Annotated in this window: 12 protein-coding genes and 1 tRNA gene; 8 read left to right on the top strand and 5 right to left on the bottom strand. The window is 65.8% G+C overall.

Annotated features, from left to right (window positions below; all coding sequences use genetic code 11):
* Nucleotides 1-127 precede the first annotated feature (127 nt).
* Complete coding sequence (locus G6P88_RS02865) at nucleotides 128-1231, top strand: tetratricopeptide repeat protein (protein ID WP_165321743.1); 1104 nt, start codon at nucleotides 128-130, stop codon at nucleotides 1229-1231.
* On the opposite strand, the gene G6P88_RS02860 is transcribed toward G6P88_RS02865, so the two are convergent.
* The 4 genes from G6P88_RS02860 to G6P88_RS02845 form a co-directional block, all read right to left on the bottom strand.
* Nucleotides 1223-2452 carry a dihydroorotase gene (locus tag G6P88_RS02860; protein WP_165321742.1) on the bottom strand — a complete coding sequence of 410 codons (1230 nt, stop codon included), beginning with the start codon at nucleotides 2450-2452 and terminating at the stop codon, nucleotides 1223-1225. The genes G6P88_RS02865 and G6P88_RS02860 overlap by 9 nt on opposite strands.
* The gene (locus tag G6P88_RS02855; protein ID WP_165324862.1) at nucleotides 2449-3399 is read right to left on the bottom strand and encodes an aspartate carbamoyltransferase catalytic subunit; all 951 of its coding nucleotides are present in this window, start codon (nucleotides 3397-3399) and stop codon (nucleotides 2449-2451) included. Before G6P88_RS02855 ends, G6P88_RS02860 begins: the two co-directional genes overlap by 4 nt.
* Before the next feature lie 63 nt (nucleotides 3400-3462).
* Nucleotides 3463-3918, bottom strand: a complete 456-nt coding sequence (gene ruvX / locus G6P88_RS02850; RefSeq protein ID WP_165321741.1) for a Holliday junction resolvase RuvX — start codon at nucleotides 3916-3918, stop codon at nucleotides 3463-3465.
* Nucleotides 3915-5030, bottom strand: coding sequence for a DUF3089 domain-containing protein (locus G6P88_RS02845; protein ID WP_165321740.1), 1116 nt, complete (start codon nucleotides 5028-5030; stop codon nucleotides 3915-3917). The genes ruvX and G6P88_RS02845 overlap by 4 nt, the downstream gene beginning before the upstream one ends.
* Before the next feature lie 180 nt (nucleotides 5031-5210).
* Here G6P88_RS02845 and gatC point away from each other — a divergent pair, with 180 nt between their 5' ends.
* From gatC to tig, 6 genes are all read left to right on the top strand, one after another.
* Nucleotides 5211-5498: an Asp-tRNA(Asn)/Glu-tRNA(Gln) amidotransferase subunit GatC gene (gene gatC, locus G6P88_RS02840; protein WP_165321739.1), complete on the top strand. Its 288-nt coding sequence runs from the start codon at nucleotides 5211-5213 to the stop codon at nucleotides 5496-5498.
* Nucleotides 5498-6985: an Asp-tRNA(Asn)/Glu-tRNA(Gln) amidotransferase subunit GatA gene (gatA, locus tag G6P88_RS02835; protein WP_165321738.1), complete on the top strand. Its 1488-nt coding sequence runs from the start codon at nucleotides 5498-5500 to the stop codon at nucleotides 6983-6985. Before gatC ends, gatA begins: the two co-directional genes overlap by 1 nt.
* The gene (gene gatB, locus G6P88_RS02830) at nucleotides 6982-8466 is read left to right on the top strand and encodes an Asp-tRNA(Asn)/Glu-tRNA(Gln) amidotransferase subunit GatB (protein WP_165321737.1); all 1485 of its coding nucleotides are present in this window, start codon (nucleotides 6982-6984) and stop codon (nucleotides 8464-8466) included. The genes gatA and gatB overlap by 4 nt, the downstream gene beginning before the upstream one ends.
* Before the next feature lie 80 nt (nucleotides 8467-8546).
* A complete protein-coding gene (locus G6P88_RS02825; protein WP_165321736.1) occupies nucleotides 8547-11687 on the top strand; it encodes a hypothetical protein in 3141 nt (1046 codons plus the stop codon).
* A 148-nt stretch (nucleotides 11688-11835) separates the two neighbouring features.
* A tRNA-Leu gene (locus G6P88_RS02820) sits at nucleotides 11836-11920 on the top strand.
* Nucleotides 11921-11989: 69 nt separating this feature from the next.
* On the top strand, nucleotides 11990-13597 hold the full coding sequence (gene tig / locus G6P88_RS02815) for a trigger factor (RefSeq protein ID WP_165321735.1): 1608 nt from the start codon (nucleotides 11990-11992) through the stop codon (nucleotides 13595-13597).
* Nucleotides 13598-13659: 62 nt separating this feature from the next.
* Here tig and G6P88_RS02810 read toward each other — a convergent pair whose 3' ends face one another.
* Nucleotides 13660-15006, bottom strand: coding sequence for a hypothetical protein (locus tag G6P88_RS02810; RefSeq protein ID WP_165321734.1), 1347 nt, complete (start codon nucleotides 15004-15006; stop codon nucleotides 13660-13662).
* 131 nt (nucleotides 15007-15137) lie between these two features.
* Between G6P88_RS02810 and clpP the strand changes: the two genes are divergently transcribed.
* Nucleotides 15138-15794 (top strand): ATP-dependent Clp endopeptidase proteolytic subunit ClpP, encoded by a 657-nt coding sequence (gene clpP, locus G6P88_RS02805; protein WP_165321733.1) that lies wholly within the window; start codon nucleotides 15138-15140, stop codon nucleotides 15792-15794.
* Nucleotides 15795-15875: the final 81 nt, after the last annotated feature.

Below are 15875 nucleotides of genomic sequence, written 5' to 3'. Positions count from 1 at the left end.
CGCGAGATGGCAGGCTGTCGATAGCCCCCAACGCGTCGCCCCCGGCATCGCCATGTGTGCATTAACCATAGCTTAGCGCCGGCCGTTTAGCTTTCCCCCGACTTCCTTTGGGCGGGGATGACGGAGCATGGTGCGCAACAGCAATATGGCGGGTTTGGGGGCGGTATTGCTGCTGCTTCCCGGAACGGGGAGCGCTACGCCGCCGTCGGCCGAACACGCCCTATCCGCCCCCCTCGCGGCGGAGCAGGACAATATATCGCGCTCCGATCAACCGCTGGTTCGCTCGGCAGAGAATGAAGTTCGCCATCACCCGGCGCATGCACAGGCGCGCTATATGCTGGGTGGTGCTTATCTCGCGGCCGGTCGCTTCCTTTCCGCTGAACAGGCATTGGCGGATGCCCTTCGCCTCGATCCGGAGCTGAACGGAGCGTCGTTCAAACTCGTCATGGTGCAGCTTGCGCTGGGCAAGAAGGCCGATGCCCTGACGCGGATCGATGCGATGGCTGTGCAGGGGCGCGAGGCGGACATCGGTCTTGCCCTTGCCCTCGCGGGCGATATCGACCGCGCACGACAACTGCTTGGCGACGCGGCGCGCGATGAACGGGCAAGCCCGCGCATCAGACAGAATCTCGCTTTCGTGGAAGCACTGGCCGGCCGGTGGGCGAACGCAGCGGCGATCGCGGCGCAGGACGTACCGCCGGAGCGCATGGCTGAGCGGCTGCGTCGCTGGGCCATGATCGCGCAGCTTCGGGATGCGCCGGCCCTGCAAATGGGGGCATTGATCGGGGTCGTGCCGCAGGCCGATCCCGGCATGCCGGAGCAGCTGGCCCTTCTGGATGATCCGATCCGATCGGCATCGGTCGATTCTGCGAAAGCCAACAGCGCCGGACCGAATATGATGGCGGTCGACCACAGGCTGGAGCAGGACGGCGTAAGGCCGACGGCCTATTCCGGGCCGCCCAGAATGCGATCAACCCGGGCCACCGAAGCGAATCCGACCGAAGCCGTGCCGTCCGCTGCGCCCGCCGCCGGTAATGGTCGCTCTCTCTACCGCGCCGGCTCGCGGCGGGGGATGACGCTGTCGGGGCGCGCAAATCGCTTTCCCGTGCGGCTCGTCGCCGTCTGTGCGTCCGACACGATGCCGGTGCTCGGCCACGGTCAGCTGAAGAGGATCAGCCTGTACGGGACGCCACGCTCCTTTCGCAGGCGCAGTAGCCTGCGATCAGCCTAAAGCAACGCCGCCCTTGATCGTCTGAAGCACCTTTCCCTGCACCGGCAGCCCGTCGAACGGCGTGTTGCCGGCGTGCGAAGCCATGGCGTCCGAGACGATCCGCCAGGGCTTGTCGGGATCGAACAGGATGAGATCGGCTTCCGCGCCGACGGCAAGCGATCCGCCCGGAAGGTCGAGCAGGCCAGCCGGCGCCGTCGACAGCAGTTCGATCAGTCGCGGCAGCCCGATGCGGCCATCCCTGACCAGCGACAGCGACAGTGCGAGGAGCGTCTCCGCGCCCGACATGCCCGGCTCCGCATCGGCAAAGGGGAGCCGTTTGGCTTCGGGACCGAGCGGATCATGGCTGGAGCAGAGAAGATCGATCGTGCCATCGGCCAGCGCCTCGAGTGCGGCCTGACGATCATCTTCGGCGCGAAGTGGGGGCGAGAGGCGAGCGAAGGTCCGGAAGCCTCCCACCGCAATGTCCGACAGCAGCAGATGCGCGGGGCTGACGCCGCAGGTGACGGGCAGGCCGCGGAGCTTGGCGTCGCGAACGAGGTCGAACGCGCGCCGGGTCGTCAGCTGGCGGAAGTGGAGACGCGCGCCGCTCTGTTCGGCAAGCATTATGTCGCGCGCCACCGCCATGGCCTCGGCAATGGCGGGCGCGGCAGGCAGGCCCATGCGGGTGGCATATTCGCCCTCGGTCGCGACTGCTCCGGCGGTCAGACCGCCATCCTCGGCGTGACTGACCACGACCAGACCCAGAGCGTTCGCGTAGGATAGCACCCGGTGCATGACGCCGGCATCGGCAATCCACTGTCGCCCGGTTGCGACGGCGCAGGCGCCGCCGGCTTTCATCAGGCCGATCTCGGCCAGTTCGGAGCCTTCGAGCCCCTTGGTGGCGGCCGCCAGCGGGTGGATCCACAGGTCCGGTTTTCCTGCCGCTGCGGCGCGCTGGACCAGCGCGCTGTGGTCGAGCGGCGGCGACTGATCGGGCATCAGCACCGCGCGGGTGATGCCGCCCGCCGTAAAGGCCTTCATGTCGATCGAGAAGACGCCAAGATCGATCAGGCCCGGAGCGACATGCGCGCGGCCCGCGTCAATGACGCTCACGTCCGATGGGGTATCGAACAGGCCGACCGCGGCGATCCGGCGGTCGCGGATAAGAATGCCGCCGTTCGTTATCGTTCCAGCGACGGGATCGACGATGCGCGCATTGAGGATGGCGAGCGAAGCGGTCATGCCCAGCCCTCCACGCCGCGCCGCTTGCGGGTCAGCACGTCGAGGCAGGCCATGCGGACGGCGACGCCCATCTCGACCTGTTCTGTGATTGCCGAACGCGTCGGGTGGTCGGCGACGCTGCTGGTGATCTCCACGCCCCGGTTCATCGGGCCCGGATGCATGACGAGTGCGTCGGGCGCCGCGCGCTCCAGGCGCTCGGGGGTGAGGCCGTAAAGCGCGTGGAACTCGCGGGGGGACGGAAGATAGGCGCCGTCCATGCGCTCGTTCTGAAGCCGGAGCATCATCACCACATCGGCTCCGTCTAGACCTGCGTCGAAATCGCTGAAGGGGATCGCGCCCATCCGGTCGATCGCCGCCGGCATCAGCGTCGGCGGAGCGATCACGCGGACTTCGGCGCCCAGAGTGGTCAGCGCGAGGATGTTCGAGCGCGCGACGCGGCTGTGCAGGATGTCGCCGCAGATCGCCACGACCAGCCCGGCGATCCGGCCCTTGCGGCGGCGGATCGTCAGCGCGTCGAGCAGCGCCTGGGTCGGGTGCTCGTGGCGCCCGTCGCCGGCGTTCAGCACCGGACAGTCGACCTTGTCGGCGATCAGCTGGACCGCGCCCGACGACTGGTGCCGGATCACGATCATGTCGGCGCGCATCGCGTTGAGCGTCATTGCGGTGTCGATGAGGGTCTCGCCCTTCTTCACGCTCGACGCGCCCACCTGCATGTTGACGACGTCGGCACCCAGGCGCTTGCCCGCGATCTCGAAGGACAGCAGGGTCCGTGTCGAGTTTTCGAAGAAGGCATTGATCAGCGTCAGCCCCGACAGGCGATCGTCATGCTTGCTGGTTGCGCGATTGAGCGCGATCCACTGCTCGGCTTCGTCGAGCAGGAACAGGATCTCATGGGGCAGAAGCCCGTAAATGCCGGTGAGATGGCGGTGCGGAAAGGATAGTGACATCAAAGCCGCGCCATAGGGCAGGGCGGGGCCGACCTCAAGCGGCCATTGGGCCGTGATCGCGCCTCAGATCATTGCGTCGATCGCACCCTGCAGAATGTAGGACGCGGCCAGCTTGTCGACCAGTTCGGCGCGACGGGCGCGGCTCGCATCAGCGTCGAGCAGGGTGCGGGTGACCGCCTGGGTCGACCAGCGCTCGTCCCAGAGCAGGATCGGGAGGTCCATCGCCTCGACGTTGCGGGCGAAGGCGCGGACCGACTGGGTGCGCGGCGAATCGCTGCCGTCGAGATTGAGCGGCAGGCCGATCACCAGGCCCTTGACCAACTGCGCGGTCGCCAGCTGGCGCAGCTTGGCCGCGTCCACGCTGAACTTCGTGCGCTGGACCGTCTCCGCCGGGCTGGCGATCGTCCAGCTGGCATCGCACAGGGCGATGCCTATCGTTTTTGTGCCGACGTCGAGCCCGGCGAGGCGCCCGCGTTTGGGCAGCGCCTCCCGGAATTCGAGGGTGGACGTGGTTATCATCGGCCGAGGAACGCTGCGCCGCGCCGCGCGGCATCGGCACGTATGTTCGCCCAGAACAGCGCATAGTCGAACACATGATAGTTGTTGCCGGGCATGACGAACCGGTCGAAGCCCTTGGGCGGCGCGCCGATCAGCAGCACGCCCGACGAATCGCAGCGCGCGCCGACAACTCCCGGCTTCAACGTCGCACCCATATAGTCGCCGCTCGGCATCAGCGCGCCGCAATTTGCAGCGGGAGCGGCGGCGCTGGCAGGCAGGCCGGTGAGCGGGTTGACGCACAACATCGTGGTGCTCTTTCGCGGAGCGCCCGTCAGGCCGACCGAGGATTCGAAAATCTGCCGGATCTGGCGGGGTTCGGCGGGTTCGGCGAAGCTTTGCCAGGACAGGATGCAGCCGGATTGATCGGCGCGAGTGCATGCTTCGAGGCCCAGGGCCGGCACGTCCGCCTCCACCGAGATCGGCCAGCCGACGAGATAGGCGGCGACGATGCGCTTGGCGACCGGCTTCCCCGCCACCTTGTCCCTGAGCAGCCGCATCAGGTGCACCGTGCCCTGGCTATGCCCTGCGAGCAGGATCGGCCGGTTGGCGGGCAGCTGGTCGAGAAATGCATCGAAGGCGCGCTCGACATCGCCATAGGCAAGGTCCAGCGCCTTCGCCGCATCGGGGACGTCGGTCATGAAGGTGCCGAGCGTCGCCGAGCGATAACGCGGCGCCCAGATCGCGCCGATGCCGTTGAACGCGCTCGCCTCGCTCCAGGCGAACACGCGCAGCCATTGGCGCGACTCGGCGCTGGCGATCGGCGCGTTCCAGCTGGCCTTGCTGTAATAGGTCGTCGGCGGGACGTAGAAGACGGCGATCTCGGGCTTGGTCGCGGTCGGTGCGACCCCTTCCGGTAGCCAGCGGGCCGGATCGTCGGGCAGGTCGGGTCGCGAGAGCCAGGCGGCGGCGCTGCGATAGTCGGGGGCGGGCCCCGCCGCGGCGGCATCGAAACGTCCACCCGGAACGAAGGTCATGCGCAACAGCTGGTCCTGGAACAGCGACCAGGTCAGTCCGGCGGCCAAGGTGAGCACGATCAACCCCGCGATCAGGTAGAGGAAACGGCGAGCGAGCAAGGACGGCTCCGTCTGCGAGTGCGACATCAGTGACGATCGGGGCAAGTGCGTAGCGGGCAATCGCGCATGCGTCCAATCTGATTGCCACCCCCTGCGGGGCCGAAGCGGAGCCGGGTGTTTCGGCAGCGGTACGTCATGCCACCCTTGCCGCCGCACGGCCCGGATGCTAGCCGCGCGGCCATGTCAGTCGATGCCGCAACCGTCCGCAAGATCGCGAGCCTGGCGCGCATCGCCGTTACCGACGGCGATGTCGAAGCCATGGTTCCCGAACTCAACAACATCCTGGGCTGGATCGAGCAGCTCGGCGAAGTCGACACCGATGGTGTCGCGCCGCTGGCCGCCGTCATCCCCAACCATCAGCGTCTCCGTGCCGACGTCGTCACCGACGGTGACATTCGCGACAAGGTGCTGGCGAATGCGCCGCAGGCCGAACATGGCTTCTTCGCGGTTCCGAAGGTGATCGAATAATGAGCGCTATAACCGATCTGGGCATCGCCGGCCTGCGCGACGGCTTCCGCGGCGGCGAGTTCTCGGCCCGCGAGGTAGCCGAGGCGTTCAACGCGGCGGTTGCGGGTGCCAAGCCGCTCAACGCCTTCATCATCGAAACGCCCGACCATGCGATCGCAGCGGCCGAGGCGGCCGATCGCGCGAGGGGCGCAGGCGAGTTGCTGCCCCTGTCGGGCATTCCGCTCGGCATCAAGGACCTGTTCTGCACTGCCGGCTATCAGACGACTGCCGCGAGCGGGATGCTGGAAGGCTTCGTGCCGACCTATGAATCGACCGTGACCGCCAAGCTGTTCGCGGCGGGGGCGGGCATGCTCGGCAAGCTCAACCTCGACCAGTTCGCTATGGGCTCGTCCAACGAGACGAGCGCTTTCGGCAATGTGATCTCGCCGTGGCGCCGGAATGACGGCGGCAATGCGCCGCTCGCCCCCGGCGGTTCCTCGGGCGGCTCCTCGTCCGCGATCGCGGCGCGGATCGTGCCGGCGGCGACCGGCACCGACACCGGCGGCTCGATCCGTCAGCCCGCAGCGTTCACCGGCATTGCCGGCATCAAGCCGACCTATGGCCGTTGCTCGCGCTTCGGCATCGTCGCCTTCGCCTCGTCGCTCGATCAGGCGGGGGCCATGGCCCAGGACGTCCGCGACAGCGCCATCCTGCTCGAGGCGATGTCGGGTTTCGATCCGAAGGACTCGACCTCGCTCGACGTCTCCGTCCCGCGCTGGGAAGAGAATTTGTCGAGCGATCTCAGGGGCAAGAAGGTCGGTATTCCAAAGGAATATCGGGTTGAAAACATGCCTGCGGAGATCGACGCGCTGTGGCAGCAGGGTATCGCATGGCTGCGCGACGCGGGCGCCGAGATCGTCGACGTGTCGCTGCCGCACACGCGCTATGCGCTGCCGACCTATTACATCATCGCACCGGCGGAAGCCTCGTCCAACCTCGCACGCTATGATGGCGTGCGCTACGGGCTGCGCGACCTGCCCGACGGCGCCAATCTGCAGGACATGTATGCGGCAACCCGCGCGGCCGGCTTCGGTCCCGAGGTCAAGCGCCGTATCCTGATCGGCACCTATGTGCTCTCGGCGGGCTTCTACGACGCCTATTACACCAAGGCGCAGAAGGTGCGGGCGCTGATCGCCCGCGACTTCGAGGAGGCCTTCAAGAAGGTCGACGTTCTGCTGACCCCGACGGCGCCATCGGCGGCCTTCGCGCTCGGCGAGAAGAATGCCGATCCGCTGGAGATGTATCTCAACGACGTCTTCACCGTCCCCGCAAGCCTCGCCGGCGTACCGGCGATGTCGGTGCCGGCCGGGCTGGACGGGCAGGGGCTTCCGCTCGGCCTTCAGATCATCGGCCGCCCGCTCGACGAGCAGGGCGTCCTCAATGCCGGTCTCGCGATCGAGCAGCGGGCAGGCTTCGCGGCCCGGCCGCAGAATTGGTGGGCGAAATGAGCAGCTATCGTATCCAGGGCGCCACCGGCGAATGGGAGGTCGTGATCGGCCTTGAAGTCCATGCGCAGGTCGTCTCCAACGCCAAGCTCTTCTCGGGCGCTTCGGCGGTCTTCGGCGCGGAGCCGAACCAGAACGTCTCGCTGATCGACGCGGCGATGCCCGGCATGCTGCCCGTTCCGAACGAGGAGTGTATCCGCCAGGCCGTCAAGACCGGCATGGCGATCGGCGCGCAGATCAACCGCTGGTCGCGCTTCGACCGCAAGAATTACTTTTACGCCGATTTGCCGCAGGGCTATCAGATCTCGCAGCTTTACCATCCGCTGGTGGGCGAGGGCACGATCACGATCGATGCCGACGAGAAGGCCGGCATCAAGGAAGCCAAGACGATCGGTGTGGAGCGCATCCATGTCGAGCAGGACGCCGGCAAGCTGATGCACGACCAGCATCCCACGCGCTCCTATGTCGACCTCAACCGGTCGGGCGTGGCGCTGATGGAGATCGTGTCGCGGCCTGACATGCGTTCTCCTGCAGAAGCAGGGGCTTATCTCCGAAAGCTACGATCCATCCTCCGCTATGTCGGCTCGTGCGATGGCAATATGGAGGAGGGCTCCATGCGTGCCGACGTCAATGTGTCGGTGCGCAAGGTGGGCGAGCCCTTCGGCACCCGCACCGAGACGAAGAACGTCAACTCGGTCCGTTTCGTCATGGCGGCGATCGAGACCGAGGCGAACCGTCAGGTCGACGTGCTCGAAAGCGGCGGCAAGATCGTTCAGGAAACGCGCCTCTACGATCCCGACCGCAACGAAACGCGCTCGATGCGGTCGAAGGAAGATGCGCATGATTATCGCTACTTCCCCGATCCCGACCTTCTCCCGCTCGAACTGAGCGACGAGTTCATCGAGCGTTGCCGCGCGGAGCTCCCGGAACTGCCGGACGCCAAGCGCGCCCGTTACGAGGGCGAGCTGGGGCTTTCGGCTTACAATGCGGCGGTGATCACTTCGGACGTCGAGACTGCCCGCTGGTTCGAGGCGCTGCTCGATGCGACCGGCAAGACCGGGCCGGAAGTCGGAAAGCAGGCCTCCAACTGGTTGATCTCAGACCTTTTTGGTGCGCTCAACCGCCTCGGCAAGTCGATCGGCGAAAGCCCGGTTACTCCGAAGCAGGGGGCCGAACTCTTGGGCCTCGTCGCCGACGGCACGCTGTCGGGCACGCTGTCCAAGCAGGTGTTCGAGATCATGCTCGAAACCGGCGACGATCCCGCGAAGATCGTCGAGGAGCGCGGGCTCAAGCAGACCAGCGACACTGGTGCGATCGAGAAGGTGATCGCCGACGTCATGGCGGCGAACGCCGACAAGGTCGCCGAATATCGCAGCGGCAAGGACAAGCTGTTCGGCTTCTTTGTCGGCCAGACGATGAAGGCGATGGGGGGCAAGGCCAATCCCGGCGTCGTCAACGACCTGCTCAAGAAGGCGCTCGGCTGAAGATCGGGGCAGACGGGCGACGCTCCGTCTGCCTTCCAACTGTAGAGTGGCGCCGTCTCCGCGCTGCGCTATGATCGGCCATGATCTATGGCGATCCCGGCTCCGTCATTCCGCTGAACCTTCCTGCGGGAAGCGGCGATTATCAGCTGTCGGTTCCGGACGGGCTTCCACTCGCGCGCGAGGTCGCTACCGTCTCCAACCGCGCCGTTCGGGTGGACTGGACCTTCGCCGGTCCGTCGACCGTCGCGATCGGGCAGGGCGACGCGCTGTCGGGCCGGATCCCGCTCGTCTCCAGCGGCCCTGCGCTGTCGGGGCCGGCGGGCATCAGGCTCAACAAGGACAGCTCGCTTCATTCCAAGCCGCTGGGACTGGACTTTCCGTCGAGCGGTGATCGGCTGAGCTCGCAGGCGCCAAGCCGGTTGCGCTGCTCCTTTCGCGGGATCGTCCCCCGGGCGGACGGTGCGCTGCTCTGCTATCTGATGGACTGGGGTGTCGGCGCGGTGCTTCTCACGACGCGCTATGGCTCCGACCAGCTCGAAGCGCTGATCACCCGCGACGATGCAGCCGAAGGCGGCTTCTTCAGTACGGTGCTGCGCAAGCCAGGGACCGAGCAACTGCTCGAGCTCGAATGGCGCGATGCGCCGGGGAAACCTGGCGGCTTTCTGTCCTTCTTCATCGACGGCAAGCCGGCAGGCGGCCCTTTCCCGACGAAGATCAAGCCGCGCTTGACCCCGGCGATGGATCTGTGGGTCAATGCCGTGCTCGGCAATGCACGACAGGCGGCAGACGGCATGGTGGTCAAGCAGATCGCGCTGAGCTTCGATCGTCCTGTCACCAACCTGTCCTATCCATCTGTTTCCACGGGACCTTTCAAGGGTTTGGATCTGCCGAAGCTGGTCGTCGACGCCCGGGCGGTGGCGCAGCCCCAGCCGCCCCGCACATTGGCGTGGCGCGCGCCGGATGGATCGGTCGGGACGATCGACATCACCATCGGTTCGCTCGAGGTGCCGCCGGGTGCAGCGTACAAGGCGGTGCTTGAGGACTGGTCTTCCGGACGGGCGGTCGATCATCCCGATGTACTGGTGATGACGCGTCCAGTCGCTCAGAATTGCCGCTTCGAGGATGCTGCGTTGGGAGCGGCGGTTCCGGCCTGGACCGAATGCCTGCCACAGGGGCCGGTCCCCGTCATCGGCGGCATTGCCTATCGCTGCGAAGCGATCCGCAGTGGCGACTATGTTCAGTTCCAGTTCGGCTATGACTGGGACGAAAGCGTCATGCCGGACAATCCGTTTGGCGATCCGTTAGGCCGCAATGCCTATATGGTCCCGCACAAGTGGCGGATCGTGGACCGCGACGACAGGGTGATCGCGACGGTGCAACGCCCGGACGGTGGTCCGCTCAATGGGCTCGACATTCCGCGTCATTATGGCGGCCCCAGCGACGGGCGCGGTTGCGCGATGGTGGGCAAGGAGAATCGCTGGTATCCGCACGGCACGGTGCGCTCGGGGATCATCTGGCGCAGCCGCGATCCCGGCAGCCACGATCAGGGCCTGATCCGAGCCTCGGTGCCGCTGCTCGACCTCAGCATCCCTTTCGGCAGTCATCTAGACTATTCGGTCAACGGCTATGACCTGCGCATCTTCAGCGGTGGCGCAGGTAATGAAGGGCAGGCCAACGGCTTCGGCAATATCCGCGTCATCCCCTGGAAGCAGAGTGATTACCGGACGATGGTCGGCCGCGCCGGTCGGACGCGCGATCCCTATCCGAGCCTGCTCTACACCGCCAATTCGATGGCGGCGAACGCGGCGCTTTGGCTGGAATATACGCCCTTCAACATCCAGGGCCGGTCGCCGGTGACAGGGTCGGGCGGTATCCGCGACGATCGCCAGATCATCGCCGAACCCGTCGTCTGGCACATGAACCTGCCCAATGGGCTCAGGCCGCACGACGGCACGCCCTGGCGGTCGATCGCGCTCGACTATCTGACCGGCTATGTCTCGGACGCGGTGCATTCCTTCGAGAAGGGCCGCAACATACCGCTGTTCAAGGGCAATCCGCGGCGCTCGATCAAGCTGCGCAACCATTATTATGGTCCGGGCGACCAGGGGCTGCCGGCGTCGCAGGCCTGGTACCAGCAGGGCGGGCGCGTCGCGGGGTGGCTTCAGAGCGTGAACCCTTTAAAAGTGTCGGTGCCTTATGCCGGCGACGCGCCCGATCGGCCCTATTTCGGGACATTCCAGGTCGACAAGCTTCACGGCCACCAGTTTCCGGGATGGGGGAGCCTGCTGTTCAGGACGCCCGAATTCGCCTTTCTCGGCCATCGCTTCTGGGACCAGAACCGTCTCTACTCCAACGACATCATCGGCGATCAGTGGCTCGCGCTCTGGTCTTCGCGCGAGGGCGCCTGGGCCTTCATGCATGCGGCGCTCGCCTGGAAGACCGCCAGCGCGGGCTCGACACGGCTCTATAGCCGGAAGGAGGTCCTTGATTTCGCGGTGTTCGACTTCGAGGCCTTTCACGACCGTTATTATGCGAGCACGCCGGGCTTCCTGAATCCGCCCGACAATCTGATGCCCGAGGGAAGGGTCGACATGCGGCTCGCCGTGTTCGCCGCCGCGCCTTTCTTCGGCATCGTCAATCAGGAAGAGGACAGACTGCTGCACCAGCACGAGTTCGGCATCGGCTATTGGCTGACCGCGCTCGCCGCCGGCGAGAAGCTCGGGTTCAATGCCGCTTTGCGCGCCGCCTCGCCCAAGGTGCGGACGATCGTCGACTGGCTGATCCGCATGCACCGGATTCGCGTGGTCGGGCGGATCAACGAGGGGGCGCTGCACCCGCCGCTCGGGGGGACCGATTATATGCTCGGCATCTGGTCCGCCGACCATGTCCGCGCCGTGGGCGGGGAGGTTGCCCGTTTGCCGCGCAGCTATCGCGAGCTGGCGCGCCTTTGGGGGCAGGCGCCGAGTTGGGACGTCTTCATCGGCGATCAGGGCCCGATCCGGCGCGACGGGCAATCGATGGATCAGCTGATCGCGGCGCCATCCTATCTCCGCTATCTGCTCGGCCAGGAAGGCGAGGATATCGTCGCTGCCCAGAAGACGGCCAATGGCTGGCGCGAGCAAAAGAAAGCGGAAGAGCTGAAGCGTGGCGAGATGGCCGGGGAGGGATGGTTCCACTTCCTCCAGGCCACGAACAACCCCGCGCTGCCGGTCCAGCGCTGATCGTCGGGACGATCTTCATGACCTTGTCATGCGGCCCGTTCGCGGCTTCTCCGGCCTGTCGGACGGACGTCGCAACCGCCCCGTCATGCGCCGGGTTGTACTCGTCTCGCATGTTGCTATAGAGCGCGCCGACCGGCGGTCCTTTTTTGCGGGCGTGGCGGAACTGGTAGACGCGCTGGATTTAGGTTCCAGTATCGCAAGATGTGGGGGTTCGAGTCCCTTCGCCCGCACCAGCTTCCGCCTTTGTCAGCGTGAAGCGGGATCGACCAAGATTTTCTCGAGATAGAGGTTGGATGCGACCCATGCAGACTGTCGAAACGCTCAATGAGGGCCTGAAGCGCGCCTATACGCTGACGATCCCGGCCAATGATGTCGCCCAGCGCATCGAGGCCGAGATCAAGTCGATCGCGCCGCAGATCCGCATGCCCGGCTTCCGCCCCGGCAAGGTTCCCGCGAACCTGATCAAGAAGATGCATGGCCCGGCGATCGAACAGGACGTGCTCAACAAGGCGGTGCAGGACGGCGTTCAGCAGCTGCTGGCGGAACAGAAGCTGCGTCCGGCGATGCAGCCCTCGGTCGAGCTGGTCGACGGCGAATATGAGGCCGGCAAGGACGTCGCGCTGAAGGTCGAACTTGAAGTGCTCCCCGAGGTGCCCGCGCCCGCGATCGACGGCCTCAAGCTCGAGCGTCTGACCGTCCCGGCCGCCGCCGATGAGATCGACAGCCAGATCGAGCGCATCGCGTCGCAGCAGAAGCAGTATCAGGACGCGATGGAAGGCCATCCGGCGGTCGAGGGCGACCTGGTCGTCATGGACTTCGCCGGCAGCGTCGACGGCGTCGCCTTCGAAGGCGGCACCGGTACCGGCATGTCGGTCGAGCTCGGCTCGGGCCGCCTGATCCCCGGCTTCGAAGCGCAGCTGGAAGGCGTCAAGAAGGGCGAATCGCGCTCGCTGAACGTGACCTTCCCGGAAGATTATGGCGAGAAGTCGCTGGCCGGTAAGGCCGCGGTGTTCGAAGTCACCGTGACCGACGTTCGCGTTCCGGGCGAGACCAAGATCGACGACGAGTTCGCCAAGACGCTGGGCCTCCAGGGCATCGACCAGCTGCGCGAACTGGTGAAGGGCCAGATCGAGCAGGAGCTCAATGGCCTGACCCGCACCCACATGAAGCGCAAGCTGCTCGACCAGCTCGCCGCCGGCCATGACTTCCCGGTCCCGCCGTCGATGGTCGAAGCCGAGTTCTCCCAGATCTGGCAGCAGCTGGAGCATGAGGCGAGCCATGAGGAAGATCCCGAAGCCGCCCGCGCCGACATGGAGAAGGATCGCGACGATTACCGCGCGATCGCCGAGCGTCGCGTTCGTCTCGGCCTGCTCCTGTCCGAAATCGGCCAGCAGAACGGCGTCGAAGTCAGCGCGCAGGAAATGCAGCGCCTGATCCAGCAGGCCGCCTTCCAGTATCAGCCGAAGGACCGCGAGCGCTTCGTCCAGTATCTGCAGCAGGACCCGATGGCCGCCGCGCAGCTGCGTGCGCCGCTATATGAAGACAAGGTCATCGACTTCCTGTTCGGCAAGGCCGAGATCACCGACCGCGAAGTGACGCGTGAAGAGCTCGAAGCCGCGATCGAGGCCGACGACGACACGATCGGCAAGGGCCATGTCCATGGTCCGGACTGCGACCATGACCATGATCACGACCATGGCCATGCGGAGCCCGCAAAGAAGCCGGCCGCCAAGAAGGCTGCTCCGAAGAAGGAGAAGGCCGACGAAGCAGCGGTAGAGGAGCCGGCCGCCGAAGCTGCGCCCGCGCCGAAGAAGGCTCCGGCCAAGAAGGCAGCTGCCAAGGCCGAGGACGGCGAAGCCGCTCCCGCCAAGAAAGCTCCGGCCAAGAAGAAGGCCGCTGCGGCCGAGTAATCCGCCGGACGACAGTCAGCGAAGAGGCCGGGCAGCGATGTCCGGCCTTTTTGTTTGGGCGGTTACCGGGCGAGGGGCCTGCGATGGAGGATCGCCATCGCGAACAGTGCGAAGCCGCTGGTGATCGTCCAGACGAACAGTCGGTCCATGAACCAGGCGTGGATCGCAGTGTGTTGCCAGAGCAGGCCCAGCATGGCGACGATCGCGAGGTTGGACAGGAGCAGGTGTAGGGTACGCGCCCTGAGGGTCGGATCGCCGCTGGCGAGCAGCAAGCGGGCGCTCCAAGCGCCGAAGCCGATCGCGGTCGCGAGCATCGCGCCTGCCAGAACATGCATCCCGGCTGCCAGCGAGTTGAGCCCCTTCACCAATGACTTGACGAGCTTGATCGGTCCGAGATCGGGCTGCTGTTCGCCCATGCCCAGCCGGACGCCCAGTTGCGAGGCACTTTCTCGGAAGGATTCAAGCCCGAATACCGACAGGGCGAGCAGCAGCTTCAGGGCCATGCAGGTCGCGACCGCAGCGCAGAAGGCGCCGAGCGCCTCGACGATCTGTTCGGCAATTTCGCGCGGTGGGGCGTCGCGGAGTGCAAAGGGCAGGCCGCCGATGATGATGGCGAGGCCGAAGGGAATACCCCCGGTCAGGAACTCGAAAATGGCCGTTGCGGCGCCAAAAAGGGCGGCGGCGATCAGCGAGCCCCGACGGCCAAGACCGCCGCGCGCCGATGCGATGGCGAGGAACAGCAGATAGACGAGAATGGCCGCGTCTGATGGCGCATGGCTCAGCGACTGGCCGTAGGATTCGAGCCCGAACCAGCGCGACAGGGCGAGAAAGACGATCAGCCAGATCAGGCTTTCGGTCGGTCGGCGACCGCGGGCCAGCGCCGCCATCGCGATCAGGATGCCCGCGATGACGAGCAGGGTCTGGAGCAGGTGATAGGCGGTGCGTATCTGCTCGACCGAGGCCAGCGGCAGCAGATAGCGCGCCAGCATCGTGTGGCCGTGGATATATTGATGATAGTAGAGCCCGGTGCGTCCGGCTGCATGATCGCCGAACGCATAGGCGCGGAGCGCACCGCACATCGTCTCGTCGGTGCGCTGGACCGGCTTTATGGGGCTCACCGCCAACCGGTCTGCCGGCGCCTGCTGGTCGATCGCCATGTAGAGGATCAGGCAGTCATTATATTGGTGGCGTCCGATGTCGGTGTTGCCGACGAGCCAGTCTTCATTCTGCAACGCCGCATTGTCGAACGCCGCCCGAACATGGGCTTCAGCCAGTGGTAGATCGCGACCGAGACTGGCCCGGTTGCCGAGCGCGAACAATGCGAAAAGGAGCAGGCCCGCAATGATCCCGACCGCTGCCCCCAATGATCCTTTCCGCAAGAGGGCGCCAAACCGCATCGTCTTCAGCATCTATCAACCCCCCGCATGCCACCATCTTGCCGATCGGTTACGGCAGCGCCAGTGATTTCAGGACCCTCTTGAAACCCCGGCGGCAAAGGCCGATGTTGGGCAAGATACAAAAACGAAGGACCAATTCATCCATGCAGAATCCGTTCGAAACCGGCCAATTCCTGAATCCGGAGTCTGGCGCGCTGGTTCCTGTGGTGATCGAGCAGTCGAACCGCGGCGAACGGAGCTTCGACATCTATTCGCGCCTGCTGCGTGAGCGAATCATCTTCGTTACCGGTCAGGTCGAAGACCATATGGCCTCGCTGATCGTTGCCCAGCTGCTGTTCCTCGAGTCGGAAAATCCGAAGAAGGACATCTACATGTACATCAACTCGCCGGGCGGCGTGGTGACGGCGGGTCTCTCGATCCACGACACGATGCAGTATATTCGCCCGCGCGTCGGCACGGTGTGCATCGGCCAGGCTGCGTCGATGGGCAGCTTCCTTCTGGCGGCCGGCGAGCCCGGCATGCGCGTGGCGCTGACCAATTCGCGCATCATGGTCCATCAGCCTTCGGGCGGTGCACAGGGCATGGCCGCCGATATCGAGATCCAGGCGCGCGAGATCCTGCGGATGCGCCACCGCCTCAACTCGCTCTACGCGAAATATACCAAGCAGCCGCTCGAGGCGATCGAGGCCGCGATGGACCGCGACAAGTTCATGGAGGCCGACGAGGCCAAGGCCTTCGGGATCATCGACGAGGTGTTCGACAAGCGGCCGAGCCCCGCCGATGAGGCGGCCGCCGCCTGACACACAGCCGGTCAGAACTGGCTGAAGGCGAGGCGCGCTCCCTCGGATCACGAGGGGCGCGCCTTGCATTTTACGATGCTG

It is taken from the genome of Rhizorhabdus phycosphaerae, assembly GCF_011044255.1.
GTDB lineage: Bacteria > Pseudomonadota > Alphaproteobacteria > Sphingomonadales > Sphingomonadaceae > Rhizorhabdus > Rhizorhabdus phycosphaerae.
Note: the sequence above shows the minus strand (reverse complement) of the source record. Positions and strands in the feature narration are given on the sequence as shown.